This is a genomic window from Zobellella sp. An-6 (assembly GCF_052487945.1).
In genome coordinates this window covers 4118466-4131473 of the sequence record NZ_CP199259.1, presented here as the reverse complement: position 1 = coordinate 4131473, position 13008 = coordinate 4118466, and the positions used below count along the sequence as shown (strand labels likewise).

Genomic DNA, 13008 nt, shown 5'->3' with positions numbered 1-13008 from the left:
TGATCTCCTACAGCTTCTGGCGACGAACCGGGTCGCCGCTTCGCCCACAGCCATGGCAGTTGCACACGGCAACGTCTAGAATGGCCGTTTTGGGCAACCCGCTCCGAGGCAGCATGAACAACACGCACAGCAAGGTGATCGGCTATATCCTGTGGATATTCGGGTTTATGGGCGCGCACCGCTTCTACTACGGCCGCCCCATCAGCGGCACCATCTACTTTTTTACCCTGGGCCTGTTCTTTATCGGCTGGATAGTGGACTTGTTCCTGATCCCTTCCATGGACCGTTCCGCCGAGCGCCGCTACGTGGTCGGCCCCAAGGACTACAACGTCAGCTGGATACTGCTGACCTTCCTCGGCATCTTCGGTGCCCACCGGCTCTATCTGGGCAAGTGGATCACCGCCATTATCTGGTTTTTCACCGGCGGCCTCTTCCTGCTCGGCTACCTCTACGACTACTGGACCCTGAACAGCCAGGTGGACGAGGTCAACCGGGAGTCGCGCCGGTTCGGGTAAACCGCCCGGGATTCATCACTTCAGTATTTATCTGACCGGTCCGGCTAGAGAGAGGGGGTGGCCAAGGCATCGGCCAGGGCCTTGCCCTTGAGCGCCGCCTGTTTGTCGCCCATCACATGGGCCTGCACTATGGCGCCTTCCTTCAGCAGCCCCAGGGTGTCGGCCAGGGCGCGGGCCTTTTCCTGCTCCAGGCCGCAGCGAGCCAGGTGGCCGGCGATGCAGGTGAGCACGGCGGCCTTGTGCCGGGCGCACCGGCGGTGCACCTCGTGCCCCGGATCGCCGTATTCCCCGCAGGTATTGATAAAAAAACAGCCGTGAAATTCGGTAAGCAGCTCGACCCTGTCGTTGAACCAGTCATCCAGGGCGTCGAACAGCGCCTCGATCACCGCCGCCACGCCGTCCCCCGCCCGGGCGAGGCGGGCGTCCAGCCATTCCAGGTAATTCCGGTCACGATGGGCCACCACGGCCTCCACCAGCGCCTCCTTGCCGGGGAAGTGGTGGTACAGGGTTTTTTTCGCCACCCCCGAGCATTGCAGTATCTGGTTGATACCCACCGCATGAATGCCGTGGCGGTAGAACAGCTCGAAGGCGGTGACGATAAGCTGCTGGCGCTTGTCCATGGGTTTCTCCTTTTTCGTCGATGTTGACAGAGGTGTACCGATCTGTCTACTCTAGGTTGAAAGTAGACAATTCGGTCTACTTTTTTCAGAGGAGATTCTGATGAGCAATACGGTGATTTCCCGCCTGTCGGGCGCGGGCCAGGCCCTGGTGGCGGGAGCGGGCGCCATGCTGTGCATTTCGGTGCTGGCCGGCCTGGAGCAGTTCAATGACGGAGCCCTGTGGCTGATGGCGCCGTTCGGTGCCACCATGGTGATCCTCTTCGGCCTGCCGGACAGCCCGCTGGCCCAGCCCCGGAACATCCTGTTCGGCCATCTCCTGACCACCCTGGTCGGGCTGGTGGTCATGAGCCTGTGTGGGGTACATCCCTGGTCGCTGGGGCTGGCGGTGGGCCTGGCGGTGAGCCTGATGCTGCTGACCGGCACCACCCATCCGCCGGCCGGGGCCAATCCCCTTATCGTGATGCTCAGCGGTCAGGGCTGGGGTTTCCTGTGGTCGCCGGTGGCGCTGGGGGCGATGCTGATCGTGCTGATGGGCCTGCTGTATCACCGCGGCACGGGGCGGCGGAGCTATCCGGCACGGTGGCTGTAGCAGGCCGCGCGGGCGGGGCTCGGTTATTCAAACCACTGATCGCGCCGGTTCGGGTAGGATAGGAGTATACGTTCTCCGAACCTTTGCTAACTGGAGTCACGGATGCTGGATTTATCCGCTTTCGAAAAAGCGCTGCACGCCCTGGATGAGGCCATCAGGGCCGGCGGGTCCGAGGAACTGAAGTTGCTGCTGACACCCGGCCAGTACAACACCCTGCGTTACGGGCTGGTACAGAGCTTCGAGTTCACCTATGAGTTCAGCTGGAAGTTTATCAAGCGCTGGCTGGAGGCCAACCTGGGCGCCGTCTATGTGGACGGGGTCTCCCGGCGGGAGCTGTTCCGCATCGCGGCCGAACATCGGTTGATCGCGGATGTGGAGCAGTGGATGTTCTTCCACAAGCTGCGCAACCTGACTTCCCATACCTACGATGAAGATACCGCCAACGAGGTCTGTACCGGTGCCGAACTCTTCTACCGGCAGGCCTGCCTGCTGCGGGATGCCCTGGCCGCACGCAATGATTGAGTGGAGCCTGTCCGAGCGGGAACTGGTGCTGTCATTGTTGCGGCGCCACCTGCCACCGGAGATCCGGGTCAGGGTGTTCGGTTCTCGTACCAGGGCGGGAAAGAGCCGCCCCTATTCGGACCTGGATTTGCTGCTGATCGGCCCGGACAAGATTCCCCGGGCACTGCTGTTCCAATTGGAGGAAGCCTTTGAACAGTCGACTCTGCCTTATCGGGTGGACATCGTCGATGCCCACCGCATTTCTCCTTCCTTTCTGGCCGCCATTCTGGAGGACGGAACAGAGCTGGACTGGCGGGCGACGGCTTAACCCAGCAATCCGGCCTGTCTGAGCCGTGTGATCCAGGCCGGGCGCTTGCCGTGGTGGCGTTGCAGCTCGGCCAGGCCCTGCTTGAAGTCCTCCTCCCTGCCGGCATGGCGCAGGGCTTCCGCCAGCGTCCGGGCCAGGTTCAGGGCCTGATCATAGCTGACCCCGGAGCCGCGCTTGAGCTGTGTATCCATCTCCTGCCAGATCCGCTCCGGATCCGCCGCCAGGGCGGCGAGGCGGGCCCTGTGCTCGGCCAGGCGCCTGGCTTCTAGCTCGACCTGGGCGAGCCGTTCGCGCTCAAGGCGCCGGTCGCGCGCGATGGCATAACCGGTGGCGATCTGGGCCAGGATGCGGCGGGAGATGGCCGGCGCCTGAGGCCGGCGGCCCCGTTGCCAGTCGAGGAAACGCCGGCGCAGGCCGCGCTCCGCCTCCAGCCCCCGGCCTTCGAGCAGCAGGCGCGCTGTTGCCCTGAGCTCCGGCAGCGGCTGTTGCTCCAGCCAGAGCTCGTATTCCGGCTCTTCCTGCCCGGGTTCGGCCGGGCTGGCCGCCGCCGCCGCCTGCAGCCAGTCCGGATCGATCTCCAGAAAGTCCACCAGGGCCTGCTGGGCGGGTGTCAGGGTCGCCAGGCCGGGCGGCAAGGGCGGTTCCATGTCCTCATCGTCCAGCTCGCCGGCGCTGAGACGGGCCAGCCAGCCGAGGTACAGGGGCCGGGTATCGCCCCTCAGCAATTCTTGCCGCAGGGGCAGCAACCGGCTCAGCCAGTCGGGGCCGTCATCCCGGCGCCAGAACCGCTCACTCTCGCCGGCTTCGTCGTTGAAGCTCCAGGTCAGTACGCTGTGCCGGCCGGAGACGCTGGCCTCGAAGGCATCGCTCTGGCCGTGCTCGGCCGAGGGCTGCAGGCAGGCATCCAGCATGGCCTGGTCCAGGGCGTCCGTCGGCAGCTTCAGCATCAGCAGGCAATGTCCCCAGTTGGCCGAGTAGAGGTGGGCGTCGAAGTAACGGTGCATCCATTCCACGGGATTGCCCTTGAGGTCGCCCCAGTGATACTCGTTGATAAAACTGCCGCTGGTGATGGTGGCCCGGCTGGAGCGAGCGCGCAGCTCGGCCTGCTGCCGGGCGCTCAGGGGCTGGTCGAGGGCGGCAAACTCGTAATATTGGTATTCGCTCATAAAGGCATTCCATCTCTGCTTGGGGGCCAAGGTGCCCGATATGGTGCAACCTTTGGGTATCCGTGTCCATGTGAGGACGGCGGCGTCCGTCGATGCCGATGTTATCGCGCCTTCTTCTTACTCGAACCGCGCCCGGAATTGCCGGTATTCCCGCTGGGCGGCGTCGGTGGCGGCGCTGTACAGCCAGAGCGGCTGGCCCGGTCGGCACTGGGCCAGGCGGGAGCAGGCCAGGGGCGTCAGGGTGCCGAGGCGGGGATAGCCGCCGATGGTCTGGCGGTCGTTGAGCAGCACTATGGGCTGGCCGTCCGGCGGTACCTGCACCGCGCCCAGGTTGATGCCCTCGGAGATCATCGAGGCGATGGAGCAATGCAGCGCCGGCCCCTGCAGGCGGATGCCCATGCGGTCCGAGCGGCTGTCGACCCGCCAGGGCCGGCCGAAGGCGTTGAGCAGGCTGGCGTCATCGAAAAAGCGGAACTGGGCGCCGGGGATTAGCGCCAGGCGGGGCGTTTCCCCATAGTCGGGCAGGGCGTCGTCGGGCAGGCGGCGTGCCGGTATGGTGGTTTCATTCGGCACAAAGGCCAGCCGGTCGCCGGCCGCCAGCTTGCTGCCGTCGCCCTGGTGGCCGCCCAGGCCGTCGCGCACCACGCAGGCGCGGCTGCCCAGCACCGGCTCGGCGACAAAGCCGCCGGCCACCGCCAGGTAGGCGCGCATGCCCTGGCGGCACATGCCGAGGCGCAGCACCTGGCCGGCCTTGAGGGTGAAGGCCCGCCAGGGCGCGAGGGGCTGGTCGTCCCGGGTGGCCTGCATGTCCGGGCCGGCCAGGGCCAGCCGGCAGTCCTGCCCGGCCTTCAGCTCCAGCCCGCCCAGGGTGATTTCCAGCGCCGTGCTGCCCCAGGGGTTGCCCAGCAGCCAGTTGGCCCAGGCCCAGGCGTGCAGGTCGGCGGGGCCGCCCTGGGTGACGCCCAGGCGGCGCACGCCGTAGCGGCCGCCGTCCTGCAGGGTGCTGAGCGGGCCGGGGCGGCTGATGGTGAGATATCCTGGTGTCATCGGGGTGACCTGTCGGATGCGAATATGATGCTTCCGTCAGAATAAGGAAATCCGCTCCAAATGCCTACCCTCAGGCAAACCCGGCCCTGAAGCGGCAGTAGTCCCGCAGGGCGCGCTCCTGGCTTACCGCCCGTAGCCTGACCTCGGTGCCCGGCGGGCACTGGGCCAGGCGGGCGCAGGCCAGGGGACTCAGGGTGCCGAGGCGGGGGTAGCCGCCGATGGTCTGGCGGTCGTTGAGCAGCACTATGGGCTGGCCGTCCGGCGGCACCTGCACCGCGCCCAGGTTGATGCCCTCGGAGATCAGCGAGGCGACGGAGCAATGCAGCGCCGGCCCCTGCAGGCGGATGCCCATGCGATCCGCCCGGCTGTCCACCCGCCAGGGTCGGTTGAAGGCCTCGAACAGGCTCTGGCCGGTGAAGGCGGCGATCTGGGCGCCGGGGATCAGCTCCAGCACCACGGGGGCGGCGTAGTCGGGCAGGGTCGCGAGCGGCAGGGTACGGGCCGGGGGGGCCGCACCCTGGTCGCCGAACGCCAGCCGGTCGTTGGCCGCCAGCGTGCTGCCGTCGCCCCGGTGGCCGCCCAGGCCGTCGCGCACCACGCAGGCGCGGCTGCCCAGCACCGGCTCGGCGACAAAGCCGCCGGCCACCGCCAGGTAGGCGCGCATCCCCTGGCGGCACATGCCGAGGCTCAGCACCTGGCCGGCCTTGAGGGTGAAGGCCCGCCAGGGCGCGAGGGGCTGGTCGTCCAGGGTGGCCTGCATGTCCGGGCCGGCCAGGGCCAGCCGGCAGTCCTGCCCGGCCTTGAGTTCCAGCCCGCCCAAGGTGATTTCCAGCGCCGTGCTGCCCCAGGGGTTGCCCAGCAGCCAGTTGGCCCAGGCCCAGGCGTGCAGGTCGGCGGGGCCGCCCTGGGTAACGCCCAGGCGGCGCACGCCGTAGCGGCCGCCGTCCTGCAGGGTGCTGAGCGGGCCGGGGCGGCTGATGGTGAGATATCCTTGTGTCATCGTGAACTACCTTGTTTCCATGGGGGAAGTGTCGCCGCCCAGGCGTTCGAAGGTCGCCTTGTCGACCGGTACGAAACGCACCCGATCGCCCACCTGCAGCAGGCTTAAGCGTTTGCTGCGCGGGTCGAACAGGGTGGCGCTGGTGCGCCCGAGCAGGTTCCAGCCGCCGGGGGAGGGCCGCGGATAGGCGGAGGTCTGGCGGCCGGCGATGGCCACGCTGCCCGCCGGCACCCGCTGGCGCGGCGTGTCGAGCCGGGGCAGCTCCAGTTCGGCGGGCAGGCTGCCCATAAAGGCGAAGCCGGGGGCAAAGCCTAAGGCGAATACCCGGTACTCGTGCTCGCTGTGCAGCCGGATCAGCCGCCCGGCGTCGAGGCCGGTATGCCGCTCCAGCCGGGCCATGTCCGGACCCACGCTGGGGTGATACCACACCGGCAGCTCCTTGACCGGGGCGTCGGCATGGTCCCGATCCGGGGCCAGCCCGGCCAGCACACCCTGCAGCTTCTTCCGTGCCTGGTCGTCATCCAGGCGCAGGGGATCGTACTGCACCAGCACAGTGGTGTAGGAGGGCACCAGATCCACCAGTTCGTCGCCGAAGGCCTGCTCGCAGCCCCGCACCAGGGCGGTGATCCAGCCCATATTGCGCTCGTCGATGCGGTCGAACAGCCGCACCAGCCAGGCGTCCATGCCGGCGTTTTCCAGCCGTGGCAGGGTGCTCATGCCAGTTGATCCAGGGCCTGGCGGATGGCCTTGACCGCCGCGATGGACTCGGGGTTGTCGCCGTGCACGCACAGGGTGTCGGCCGCCAGCAGCAGCGGGCTGCCGTCGCTGGCGGTGAGCGCCTGGCCCAGGGCGATACGGCGGGCCTGCTCGACGATCACGGCGGGGTCGTGGTGCACGGCGCCGGGCAGCCGGCGCGAGACCAGGTAGCCCTGGGCGTCGTAGGCGCGATCGGCGAAGGCCTCGAACCAGAGGGTGACGCCGTGCCGGGCGGCCAGGGTGCGGGCTTGCTGCGGATCCCGGGTGGCCATCACCATCAGCGGCAGGGCGGGATCATAGGCGGCCACCGCCCGCATCACCGCCTCCAGCCGGGCCGGATCCTGCATCATGTCGTTGTAGAGGGCACCGTGGGGCTTGACGTAGGCCACCCGGCCGCCTTCGGCCCGGCACAGGGCGTCCAGCGCCCCCAGCTGGTAGAGCACCAGGTTCTCGATTTCGGCGGGGGAGCAGGCCAGGGAGCGGCGGCCGAAGCCCACCAGATCCGGGTAGGCGGGGTGGGCACCCACCCTGACCCCGTGGTCCAGCGCCAGGCGCACGGTGCGGCGCATGGTGTCCGGGTCGGAGGCATGAAAGCCGCAGGCCACGTTGGCCAGATCCACGAAGGGCATCACCTCCTGGTCGCAGCCCATCACCCAGGGGCCGAAGCTTTCCCCCATATCGGCGTTCAACAGTAGTTTGGGCATGGTGTCAACTCCATCTGTCATCGGTTACCTGAGAATCAATCTAATAATTTATCGATAAAATGCAAACAAAACATTGGTAATATTTTATTAAAATGTTGACTTACCCTCCGGTTGTTGCCTAATCTTGAATCCTGGGTTCCCCGAACCGCAGTGATGTGATCCGGCCGTCGCTACAACGCAGAGCCTATGATCGAGCGGGATGGATGCCTGTTTATGGAGAATCGGATGGTCTGACGCAGGAAGCGCGTGCTGTTGTTGTGGCAGGGCTCGCCTGCTACCTCCGAGACACACAGCACGAGAACGAGGACCGTTATGAAGTATGGTAAATCAGCCCTGACCCTGGCCACCGCCGCCACCCTGACTCTGGCCAGTGGCGCTTATGCCGCCACCGAGTGGGACATGCCCACCCCTTACGGCGACCGCACCTTCCACACCGTCAATATCCGCGACTTCGCCGAGGAGGTGGCCACCCGCACCAATGGCGAGCTGAAGATCACGGTGCATGCCAACGGCTCCCTGATCGGCCATGCGGAGATCAAGAACTCGGTGCGCCGGGGCATAGTGCCCATGGGCGAGCTGATCATGTCCCGCCTGGCCAACGAAAACCCCATCTACGACGTGGACTCGGTGCCCTACCTGGCCGCCAGCTACGACGAGGCCTGGGCGCTGTGGCAGGCCTCCAGGGAGGTGATTGCCGAGGAGCTGGCCAAGCAGCGTCTGCGCCTGCTGTTTGCCGTGCCCTGGCCGCCCCAGGGGCTCTATACCCAGAAGGAAATCACCGCCGTCGACGATCTGCGCAACCTCAAGATGCGGGCCTACAACACCGCCAGCGAACGGCTGGCCCGCCTGAGCAACGCCGTGCCCACCCAGGTGGAGGTGCCGGACATCCCCACCGCCTTCAGCACCGGCCGGGTGGAGGCCATGATCACCTCGCCGGCCACCGGCGCCGACACCAAGGCCTGGGACTACCTCAAGCACTTCAACCATACCCAGCTGTGGCTGCCGAAGAACATGGTGATCGTCAACGAACGCGCCTTCGCGGCGCTGGATGAAGCCAGCCAGCAGGCACTGCTGGAGGCGGCGGCGACGGCCGAGCGGCGCGGCTGGGTGTGGAGCAAGCAGGAAACCGAAGAGGCCCTGGCCACCCTGCGTGAAAACGGCATAGTGGTGAGCGAGCCGAGCGACGAACTCAAGCAGGGCCTGCAGCAGATCGGCCAGACCATGACCGAGGAATGGGCCAAACTCGCCGGCCCCCAGGGTCAGCGGATCCTGGAGCAATACCGGCAGCTCAAGCCCTGAGTTTTCCTCCCCGGCGGGATTGCCGGGGTTTTTCTATCGCAGGCAATGGTGAATCGCGATGCATTTTCGACTCCTTCCACTCTACCAACTGGGCGCCTATGGCTCCGTGCTCTGTCTGTGCCTGATATGCGGCCTGATCAGCGCCCAGATCCTGGGCCGGCTGACCGACAAGCTGCTGGCGGCGGCGGGCATGAACAGCCTGGGGCTGGAAATCCCCGGTCTGTCCGAAGCCTCCGGCTTTCTGCTGGTGGGCGCCAGCTTTCTCGGCCTGGCCTACACCTTCGCACAGGGGGGACACATCCGGGTCACCCTGATGATCGGTCACCTGTCGCCCAAGGTCCGCGTGTTCTTCGAACTCTGGTGCCAGAGCATCGCCCTGGCCCTGTGCGGCTTCCTGGCCTGGAACAGCTTCTGGCTGGTGGAAGACAGCCTGGCCTTCAACGAGGTGTCCTACGGTATTTTGCGGGTACCGCTGTGGATACCGCAGAGCGCCATGCTGGCCGGCATCCTGCTGTTCTGCACGGCCCTGCTCGAAGCCTGGCTGCACACCCTGGTCACGGCGCTGACCCGTCCTTCTTCCTTCCGTGTCACCGACAGTGACCACGAATAACCACGGAGTAGAACCATGTTGTTGATGATGTTGGTATTGCTGGTGGCGCTGTTCGTGATGCTGGGCAGCGGCGTCTGGGTGTCCTTCACCCTGCTGGGGCTGGGCTGGCTGGGCATCAGCCAGTTCACCTCCATTCCGGTGGGCGACATGATGGCCTCGGACGTGTGGAGCGCCAGCTACAGCTGGGAGCTGACCGCCCTGCCCATGTTTATCTGGATGGGCGAGATCCTGTTCCGCTCCCGGCTGGCGGAGGACATGTTCACCGGCCTGGCGCCCTGGATGCAAAAGGTGCCCGGCCGCCTGCTGCACACCAATGTGGTGGGTTGCGGCCTGTTCGCGGCGGTGTCCGGCTCCTCGGCCGCCACCTGCGCCACCATGGGCAAGATGACCATTCCCGAGCTGACCCGCCGGGGCTACGACGAGCGGCTGGTGCTGGGCACCCTGGCGGGCTCCGCCACCCTGGGCCTGCTGATCCCGCCCTCCATCATCCTGATCGTATTCGCGGTGGCCACCGACCAGTCCATCGCCCGCCTGTTCATGGCCGGGGTCTTCCCGGGCCTGATGCTGATCGCCCTGTTCGCCGGCTACCTGGTGTTCTGGGCATGGCGCTACCCCGACCGGGTGCCCCAGTCCGACGAGCCCCACCTCTCCTTCGGGGAAAAGCTGAAGCGCTCGCGCAAGCTGATCCCCATGGTCGGGCTCATCGTCGGGGTGATCGGCTCCATCTACGCCGGCCTGGCTTCGCCCACCGAAGCCGCCGCCATCGGCGTGGTGCTGTCGCTGGTGCTGGCGCGGGCCAACGGCGCCCTCAACCGGGCCACCTTCATGGAAGCGGCGCTGGGGGCGGTGAAAACCTCCTGCATGATCGCCTTTATCCTGGCCGGCGCCTCCTTCCTCACCGCCGCCATGGGCTTTACCAAGCTGCCCAGCGAACTGGCGGCCTGGATTGCCACCATGGAGCTGTCGCCCTTTATGCTGCTGGCGGTGCTGACCCTCTTCTTTATCGTGCTCGGCTGCTTCCTCGACGGCATTTCGGTGGTGGTGCTGACCACCTCCATCATGCTGCCGATGGTGGAGGCGGCGGGCATCGATCTGATCTGGTTCGGCATCTACCTGGTGATAGTGGTGGAAATGTCCCAGATCACCCCACCGGTGGGCTTTAACCTGTTCGTGCTGCAGGGCATGACCCGCAAGAACATACTGAAGATCGCCGGGGCGGCCCTGCCTTTCTTTTTCCTTATGCTGCTGGGTGTGGTACTGATCAGCATCTTTCCGCAGATTGTGACCTATCTGCCCGAAGCGATGAGTAACAGGTAATGAGCAAGGAACAAGAGAAACTGGTAATGGTGGATCCGCGCGGGCCCATAGTGTCGTCCGAACATCTGTCGCGCAAGGCGGGGGAGCTGTCGGAGTTCGAGTTTGGCCTGATTATCGCGGGCCATGCCTTCAACCGCTGGATGGTGCGTTGCATGACCGCCGTCGGCCTGCCCGAGCTGGGCTCGCTCGACATCCTGGTGTTGCACAGCATCAACCACCGGGAGCGGGCCAAGCGGCTGTCGGACATCTGCCTGGTGCTGAACGTGGAGGACAGCCACACCGTGAGTTATGCCCTGAAGAAGCTGACCAAGCTGGGACTGATCGCCGGCGAGAAGCACGGCAAGGAAACCTTCTTCAAGACCACGGAGCAGGGGCGCGACACCTGTGCCCGCTATGCGGATATCCGCGAAGCCTGCCTGGTGGAGTCGCTCTCTTCCCTCGGCATCGCCAAGGAGGACATGCACCAGATAGCCGGTGCCCTGCGTGCCATGTCCGGCCTCTACGATCAGGCGGCCCGGGCGGCGGCCTCGTTGTAAGGCGAGCTCATCCCTCATCCCCGTCCGGCGGCGGGGGTGGATCATTTCGGCCTCTGCCTATTTATCAAAGGGGCGGAACTGATTATGATACCAGCTCATTTTAACCAAGAGGTCCGGTCAACCGCCGGTAAACCATATGGATTGCTCGCGAAGTTGCTTGCAAAACAACGTTGATTTTTTAGCTGTTCCCTTCCTGTCACTGCTCCCGGCGCCCGCCGCCCCATCCGGATTTGTCCGCTGCCCCGGCTATACTCAGCTTGCCGGCCTGGCCTGCGCTGTTCGCTGATCTGCACCTATCGACACGTATCAAGAGGTAAATCATGGAATTCCTGATGGATCCGTCTATTTGGGCGGGCCTGCTGACGCTGGTTATCCTGGAAATCGTCCTGGGTATCGACAACCTGGTGTTTATCGCCATCCTGGTCAAGAAACTGCCGCCCCATCAGCGCGACAAGGCCCGTGTCATCGGCCTGACGCTGGCGCTGGTCATGCGCCTTGGCCTGCTGAGCGTGGTGTCCTGGCTGGTCACCCTGACCACACCGCTGCTCACCCTGGGTGAACTGAGCTTCTCCGGGCGGGATTTGATCCTGATGGCCGGCGGTATCTTCCTGCTGTTCAAGGGCACCATGGAGCTGCACGAGCGGCTGGAAGGCAAGATGCACGAGGCCAGCACCAACGTGGCCTATGCCGGTTTCGGGGTGGTTATCGCCCAGATCCTGGTGCTGGACGCGGTGTTTTCGCTCGACTCCATCATTACCGCCGTGGGCATGGTGGACAACCTGGTGGTGATGATGATCGCCGTGGTGGTGGCCATGGTGGTGATGCTGGCCGCCTCCAAGCCGCTCACCGAATTCGTCAATGCCCACCCTACCGTGGTGGTGCTGTGCCTGAGCTTCCTGCTGATGATCGGTTTCAGCCTGGTGGCCGAGGGCTTCGGCTTCCATATTCCCAAGGGCTATCTGTACGCCGCCATCGGCTTCTCGATCCTGATCGAGTTCCTCAACCAGCTGGCCAAGCGCAACTCGCAGAAGGCCGAGGCGCGCCTGCCCCTGCGCGAGCGCACCACCCAGGCCATCTTCAACCTGATGGGCGGCGGCCGGCAGGTCGCCGACGAGCCGGCCGAGACCAAGGAGCAGGCCCGGGAGCAGGGCTTTGCCGAGGAAGAGCGGCACATGATCAGCGGCGTGCTGTCGCTGGCCGAGCGCTCCATCCGCACCGTGATGACGCCCCGGTCCGACATCGTCTGGCTGGACGCGACCGACGGCCCCGAGCTGGTGCTGGAAGAGCTGATGGCCTCGTCCCACAGCCAGTTCCCGATCTGCGAGGGTGAGCTGGACAGCCTGCTGGGCGTGGTGCGGGCCAAGGATCTGGTGGCCGGCCTCAAGGAGGGCAAGAGCCTGGCCGAACTGGCCACGGGCAACGAGCCCATCATAGTGCCGGACAGCATCAGCGTGATCCGCCTGCTCAACATACTGCGCGATGCCCGCGGCAACATGGTGCTGGTGAACGACGAGTTCGGCACTGTGCAGGGGCTGGTCACGCCCCACGACCTGCTGGAAGCCATCGTCGGCGAATTCCTGGACGAGGACGAGCTCCCGGAAGTGCTGGCCCAGGAAGACGGCTGGCTGGTGAAGGGCAGCACCGACCTGCATTATCTGGAGCAGGTGCTGGCACGCAAGGGACTGGTGGATCCGGACGAGGAATACGCCACCCTGGCGGGCCTGCTGCTGGCCCTGGCCGGCCAGTTGCCGGAGCAGGGCGCGGTGTTCGAACGCGAGGATCTGCGCTTCGAGGTGACGGAAGTGGAGGATTTTCGCATCGCCCAGGTGCGCATCACCCCGCTTACCGCCTGAATCCAGGACGCCGTAACCTGTTGCCCGCGAAGGCGGGCATCCAGAACCCGGGTACCTTACTGCGAAGGCGACAACGCCGAGCCCCTGGACCCCCGCCTGCGCGGGGGAGACGGGGTAGGGTGCCTGCGCGGGGGAGACGGGGTAGGGTGCCTGCGCGGGGGAGACGG

Annotated in this window: 15 protein-coding genes; 9 read left to right on the top strand and 6 right to left on the bottom strand. The window is 65.8% G+C overall.

What is annotated here, in order from left to right; all coding sequences use genetic code 11:
• Positions 1 to 113 precede the first annotated feature (113 nt).
• Complete coding sequence (locus tag ACT7DK_RS19440) at positions 114 to 515, top strand: NINE protein (protein ID WP_445402080.1); 402 nt, start codon at positions 114 to 116, stop codon at positions 513 to 515.
• Between the two features lie 44 nt (positions 516 to 559).
• On the opposite strand, the gene ACT7DK_RS19435 is transcribed toward ACT7DK_RS19440, so the two are convergent.
• Positions 560 to 1135: a TetR/AcrR family transcriptional regulator gene (locus ACT7DK_RS19435; RefSeq protein WP_445402078.1), complete on the bottom strand. Its 576-nt coding sequence runs from the start codon at positions 1133 to 1135 to the stop codon at positions 560 to 562.
• Between the two features lie 100 nt (positions 1136 to 1235).
• On the opposite strand from ACT7DK_RS19435, the gene ACT7DK_RS19430 reads away from it, so the two are divergent.
• The 3 genes from ACT7DK_RS19430 (at position 1236) to ACT7DK_RS19420 (ending at position 2553) form a co-directional block, all read left to right on the top strand.
• The gene (locus ACT7DK_RS19430) at positions 1236 to 1724 is read left to right on the top strand and encodes an HPP family protein (RefSeq protein ID WP_445402076.1); all 489 of its coding nucleotides are present in this window, start codon (positions 1236 to 1238) and stop codon (positions 1722 to 1724) included.
• A 102-nt stretch (positions 1725 to 1826) separates the two neighbouring features.
• Positions 1827 to 2246 (top strand): HI0074 family nucleotidyltransferase substrate-binding subunit, encoded by a 420-nt coding sequence (locus tag ACT7DK_RS19425; protein WP_445402074.1) that lies wholly within the window; start codon positions 1827 to 1829, stop codon positions 2244 to 2246.
• A complete protein-coding gene (locus tag ACT7DK_RS19420) occupies positions 2239 to 2553 on the top strand; it encodes a nucleotidyltransferase family protein (protein ID WP_445402072.1) in 315 nt (104 codons plus the stop codon). Before ACT7DK_RS19425 ends, ACT7DK_RS19420 begins: the two co-directional genes overlap by 8 nt.
• On the opposite strand, the gene ACT7DK_RS19415 is transcribed toward ACT7DK_RS19420, so the two are convergent.
• The 5 genes from ACT7DK_RS19415 to ACT7DK_RS19395 all read right to left on the bottom strand — a co-directional run bounded on the left by ACT7DK_RS19415 (position 2550) and on the right by ACT7DK_RS19395 (position 7226).
• Positions 2550 to 3719 carry a hypothetical protein gene (locus ACT7DK_RS19415; RefSeq protein ID WP_445402070.1) on the bottom strand — a complete coding sequence of 390 codons (1170 nt, stop codon included), beginning with the start codon at positions 3717 to 3719 and terminating at the stop codon, positions 2550 to 2552. The two genes, ACT7DK_RS19420 and ACT7DK_RS19415, sit on opposite strands and share 4 nt — an antisense overlap.
• A gap of 117 nt (positions 3720 to 3836) precedes the next feature.
• Positions 3837 to 4766 (bottom strand): 5-oxoprolinase subunit C family protein, encoded by a 930-nt coding sequence (locus ACT7DK_RS19410; protein ID WP_445402068.1) that lies wholly within the window; start codon positions 4764 to 4766, stop codon positions 3837 to 3839.
• 70 nt (positions 4767 to 4836) lie between these two features.
• On the bottom strand, positions 4837 to 5766 hold the full coding sequence (locus ACT7DK_RS19405; protein WP_445402066.1) for a 5-oxoprolinase subunit C family protein: 930 nt from the start codon (positions 5764 to 5766) through the stop codon (positions 4837 to 4839).
• Between the two features lie 6 nt (positions 5767 to 5772).
• The gene (pxpB, locus tag ACT7DK_RS19400) at positions 5773 to 6483 is read right to left on the bottom strand and encodes a 5-oxoprolinase subunit PxpB (RefSeq protein WP_445402064.1); all 711 of its coding nucleotides are present in this window, start codon (positions 6481 to 6483) and stop codon (positions 5773 to 5775) included.
• Positions 6480 to 7226, bottom strand: a complete 747-nt coding sequence (locus tag ACT7DK_RS19395; protein ID WP_445402062.1) for a 5-oxoprolinase subunit PxpA — start codon at positions 7224 to 7226, stop codon at positions 6480 to 6482. Before ACT7DK_RS19395 ends, pxpB begins: the two co-directional genes overlap by 4 nt.
• 312 nt (positions 7227 to 7538) lie before the next feature.
• On the opposite strand from ACT7DK_RS19395, the gene ACT7DK_RS19390 reads away from it, so the two are divergent.
• From ACT7DK_RS19390 to ACT7DK_RS19370, 5 genes are all read left to right on the top strand, one after another.
• Entirely contained in the window at positions 7539 to 8525 is a 987-nt protein-coding gene (locus ACT7DK_RS19390; RefSeq protein WP_445402060.1) for a TRAP transporter substrate-binding protein, read from the top strand.
• A gap of 58 nt (positions 8526 to 8583) precedes the next feature.
• The gene (locus ACT7DK_RS19385) at positions 8584 to 9135 is read left to right on the top strand and encodes a TRAP transporter small permease (RefSeq protein ID WP_445402058.1); all 552 of its coding nucleotides are present in this window, start codon (positions 8584 to 8586) and stop codon (positions 9133 to 9135) included.
• 15 nt (positions 9136 to 9150) lie between these two features.
• Entirely contained in the window at positions 9151 to 10452 is a 1302-nt protein-coding gene (locus tag ACT7DK_RS19380; RefSeq protein WP_445402056.1) for a TRAP transporter large permease, read from the top strand.
• Entirely contained in the window at positions 10452 to 10988 is a 537-nt protein-coding gene (locus ACT7DK_RS19375) for a winged helix DNA-binding protein (protein WP_445402054.1), read from the top strand. Before ACT7DK_RS19380 ends, ACT7DK_RS19375 begins: the two co-directional genes overlap by 1 nt.
• 320 nt (positions 10989 to 11308) lie before the next feature.
• Positions 11309 to 12841, top strand: coding sequence for a TerC family protein (locus ACT7DK_RS19370; RefSeq protein ID WP_445402052.1), 1533 nt, complete (start codon positions 11309 to 11311; stop codon positions 12839 to 12841).
• The last annotated feature ends 167 nt before the right edge of the window (positions 12842 to 13008 follow it).

Bases quoted from the DNA above. Each gene is read 5' to 3' on its own strand.
- ACT7DK_RS19395 (WP_445402062.1), bottom strand. From the start codon at position 7,226: ATGCCCAAACTACTGTTGAACGCCGATATGGGGGAAAGCTTCGGCCCC.
- ACT7DK_RS19405 (WP_445402066.1), bottom strand. From the start codon at position 5,766: ATGACACAAGGATATCTCACCATCAGCCGCCCCGGCCCGCTCAGCACC.
- ACT7DK_RS19415 (WP_445402070.1), bottom strand. From the start codon at position 3,719: ATGAGCGAATACCAATATTACGAGTTTGCCGCCCTCGACCAGCCCCTG.
- ACT7DK_RS19375 (WP_445402054.1), top strand. From the start codon at position 10,452: ATGAGCAAGGAACAAGAGAAACTGGTAATGGTGGATCCGCGCGGGCCC.
- ACT7DK_RS19390 (WP_445402060.1), top strand. From the start codon at position 7,539: ATGAAGTATGGTAAATCAGCCCTGACCCTGGCCACCGCCGCCACCCTG.
- ACT7DK_RS19440 (WP_445402080.1), top strand. From the start codon at position 114: ATGAACAACACGCACAGCAAGGTGATCGGCTATATCCTGTGGATATTC.
- ACT7DK_RS19410 (WP_445402068.1), bottom strand. From the start codon at position 4,766: ATGACACCAGGATATCTCACCATCAGCCGCCCCGGCCCGCTCAGCACC.
- ACT7DK_RS19385 (WP_445402058.1), top strand. From the start codon at position 8,584: ATGCATTTTCGACTCCTTCCACTCTACCAACTGGGCGCCTATGGCTCC.
- ACT7DK_RS19425 (WP_445402074.1), top strand. From the start codon at position 1,827: ATGCTGGATTTATCCGCTTTCGAAAAAGCGCTGCACGCCCTGGATGAG.
- ACT7DK_RS19380 (WP_445402056.1), top strand. From the start codon at position 9,151: ATGTTGTTGATGATGTTGGTATTGCTGGTGGCGCTGTTCGTGATGCTG.
- ACT7DK_RS19370 (WP_445402052.1), top strand. From the start codon at position 11,309: ATGGAATTCCTGATGGATCCGTCTATTTGGGCGGGCCTGCTGACGCTG.
- ACT7DK_RS19435 (WP_445402078.1), bottom strand. From the start codon at position 1,135: ATGGACAAGCGCCAGCAGCTTATCGTCACCGCCTTCGAGCTGTTCTAC.
- ACT7DK_RS19420 (WP_445402072.1), top strand. From the start codon at position 2,239: ATGATTGAGTGGAGCCTGTCCGAGCGGGAACTGGTGCTGTCATTGTTG.
- ACT7DK_RS19430 (WP_445402076.1), top strand. From the start codon at position 1,236: ATGAGCAATACGGTGATTTCCCGCCTGTCGGGCGCGGGCCAGGCCCTG.
- pxpB (WP_445402064.1), bottom strand. From the start codon at position 6,483: ATGAGCACCCTGCCACGGCTGGAAAACGCCGGCATGGACGCCTGGCTG.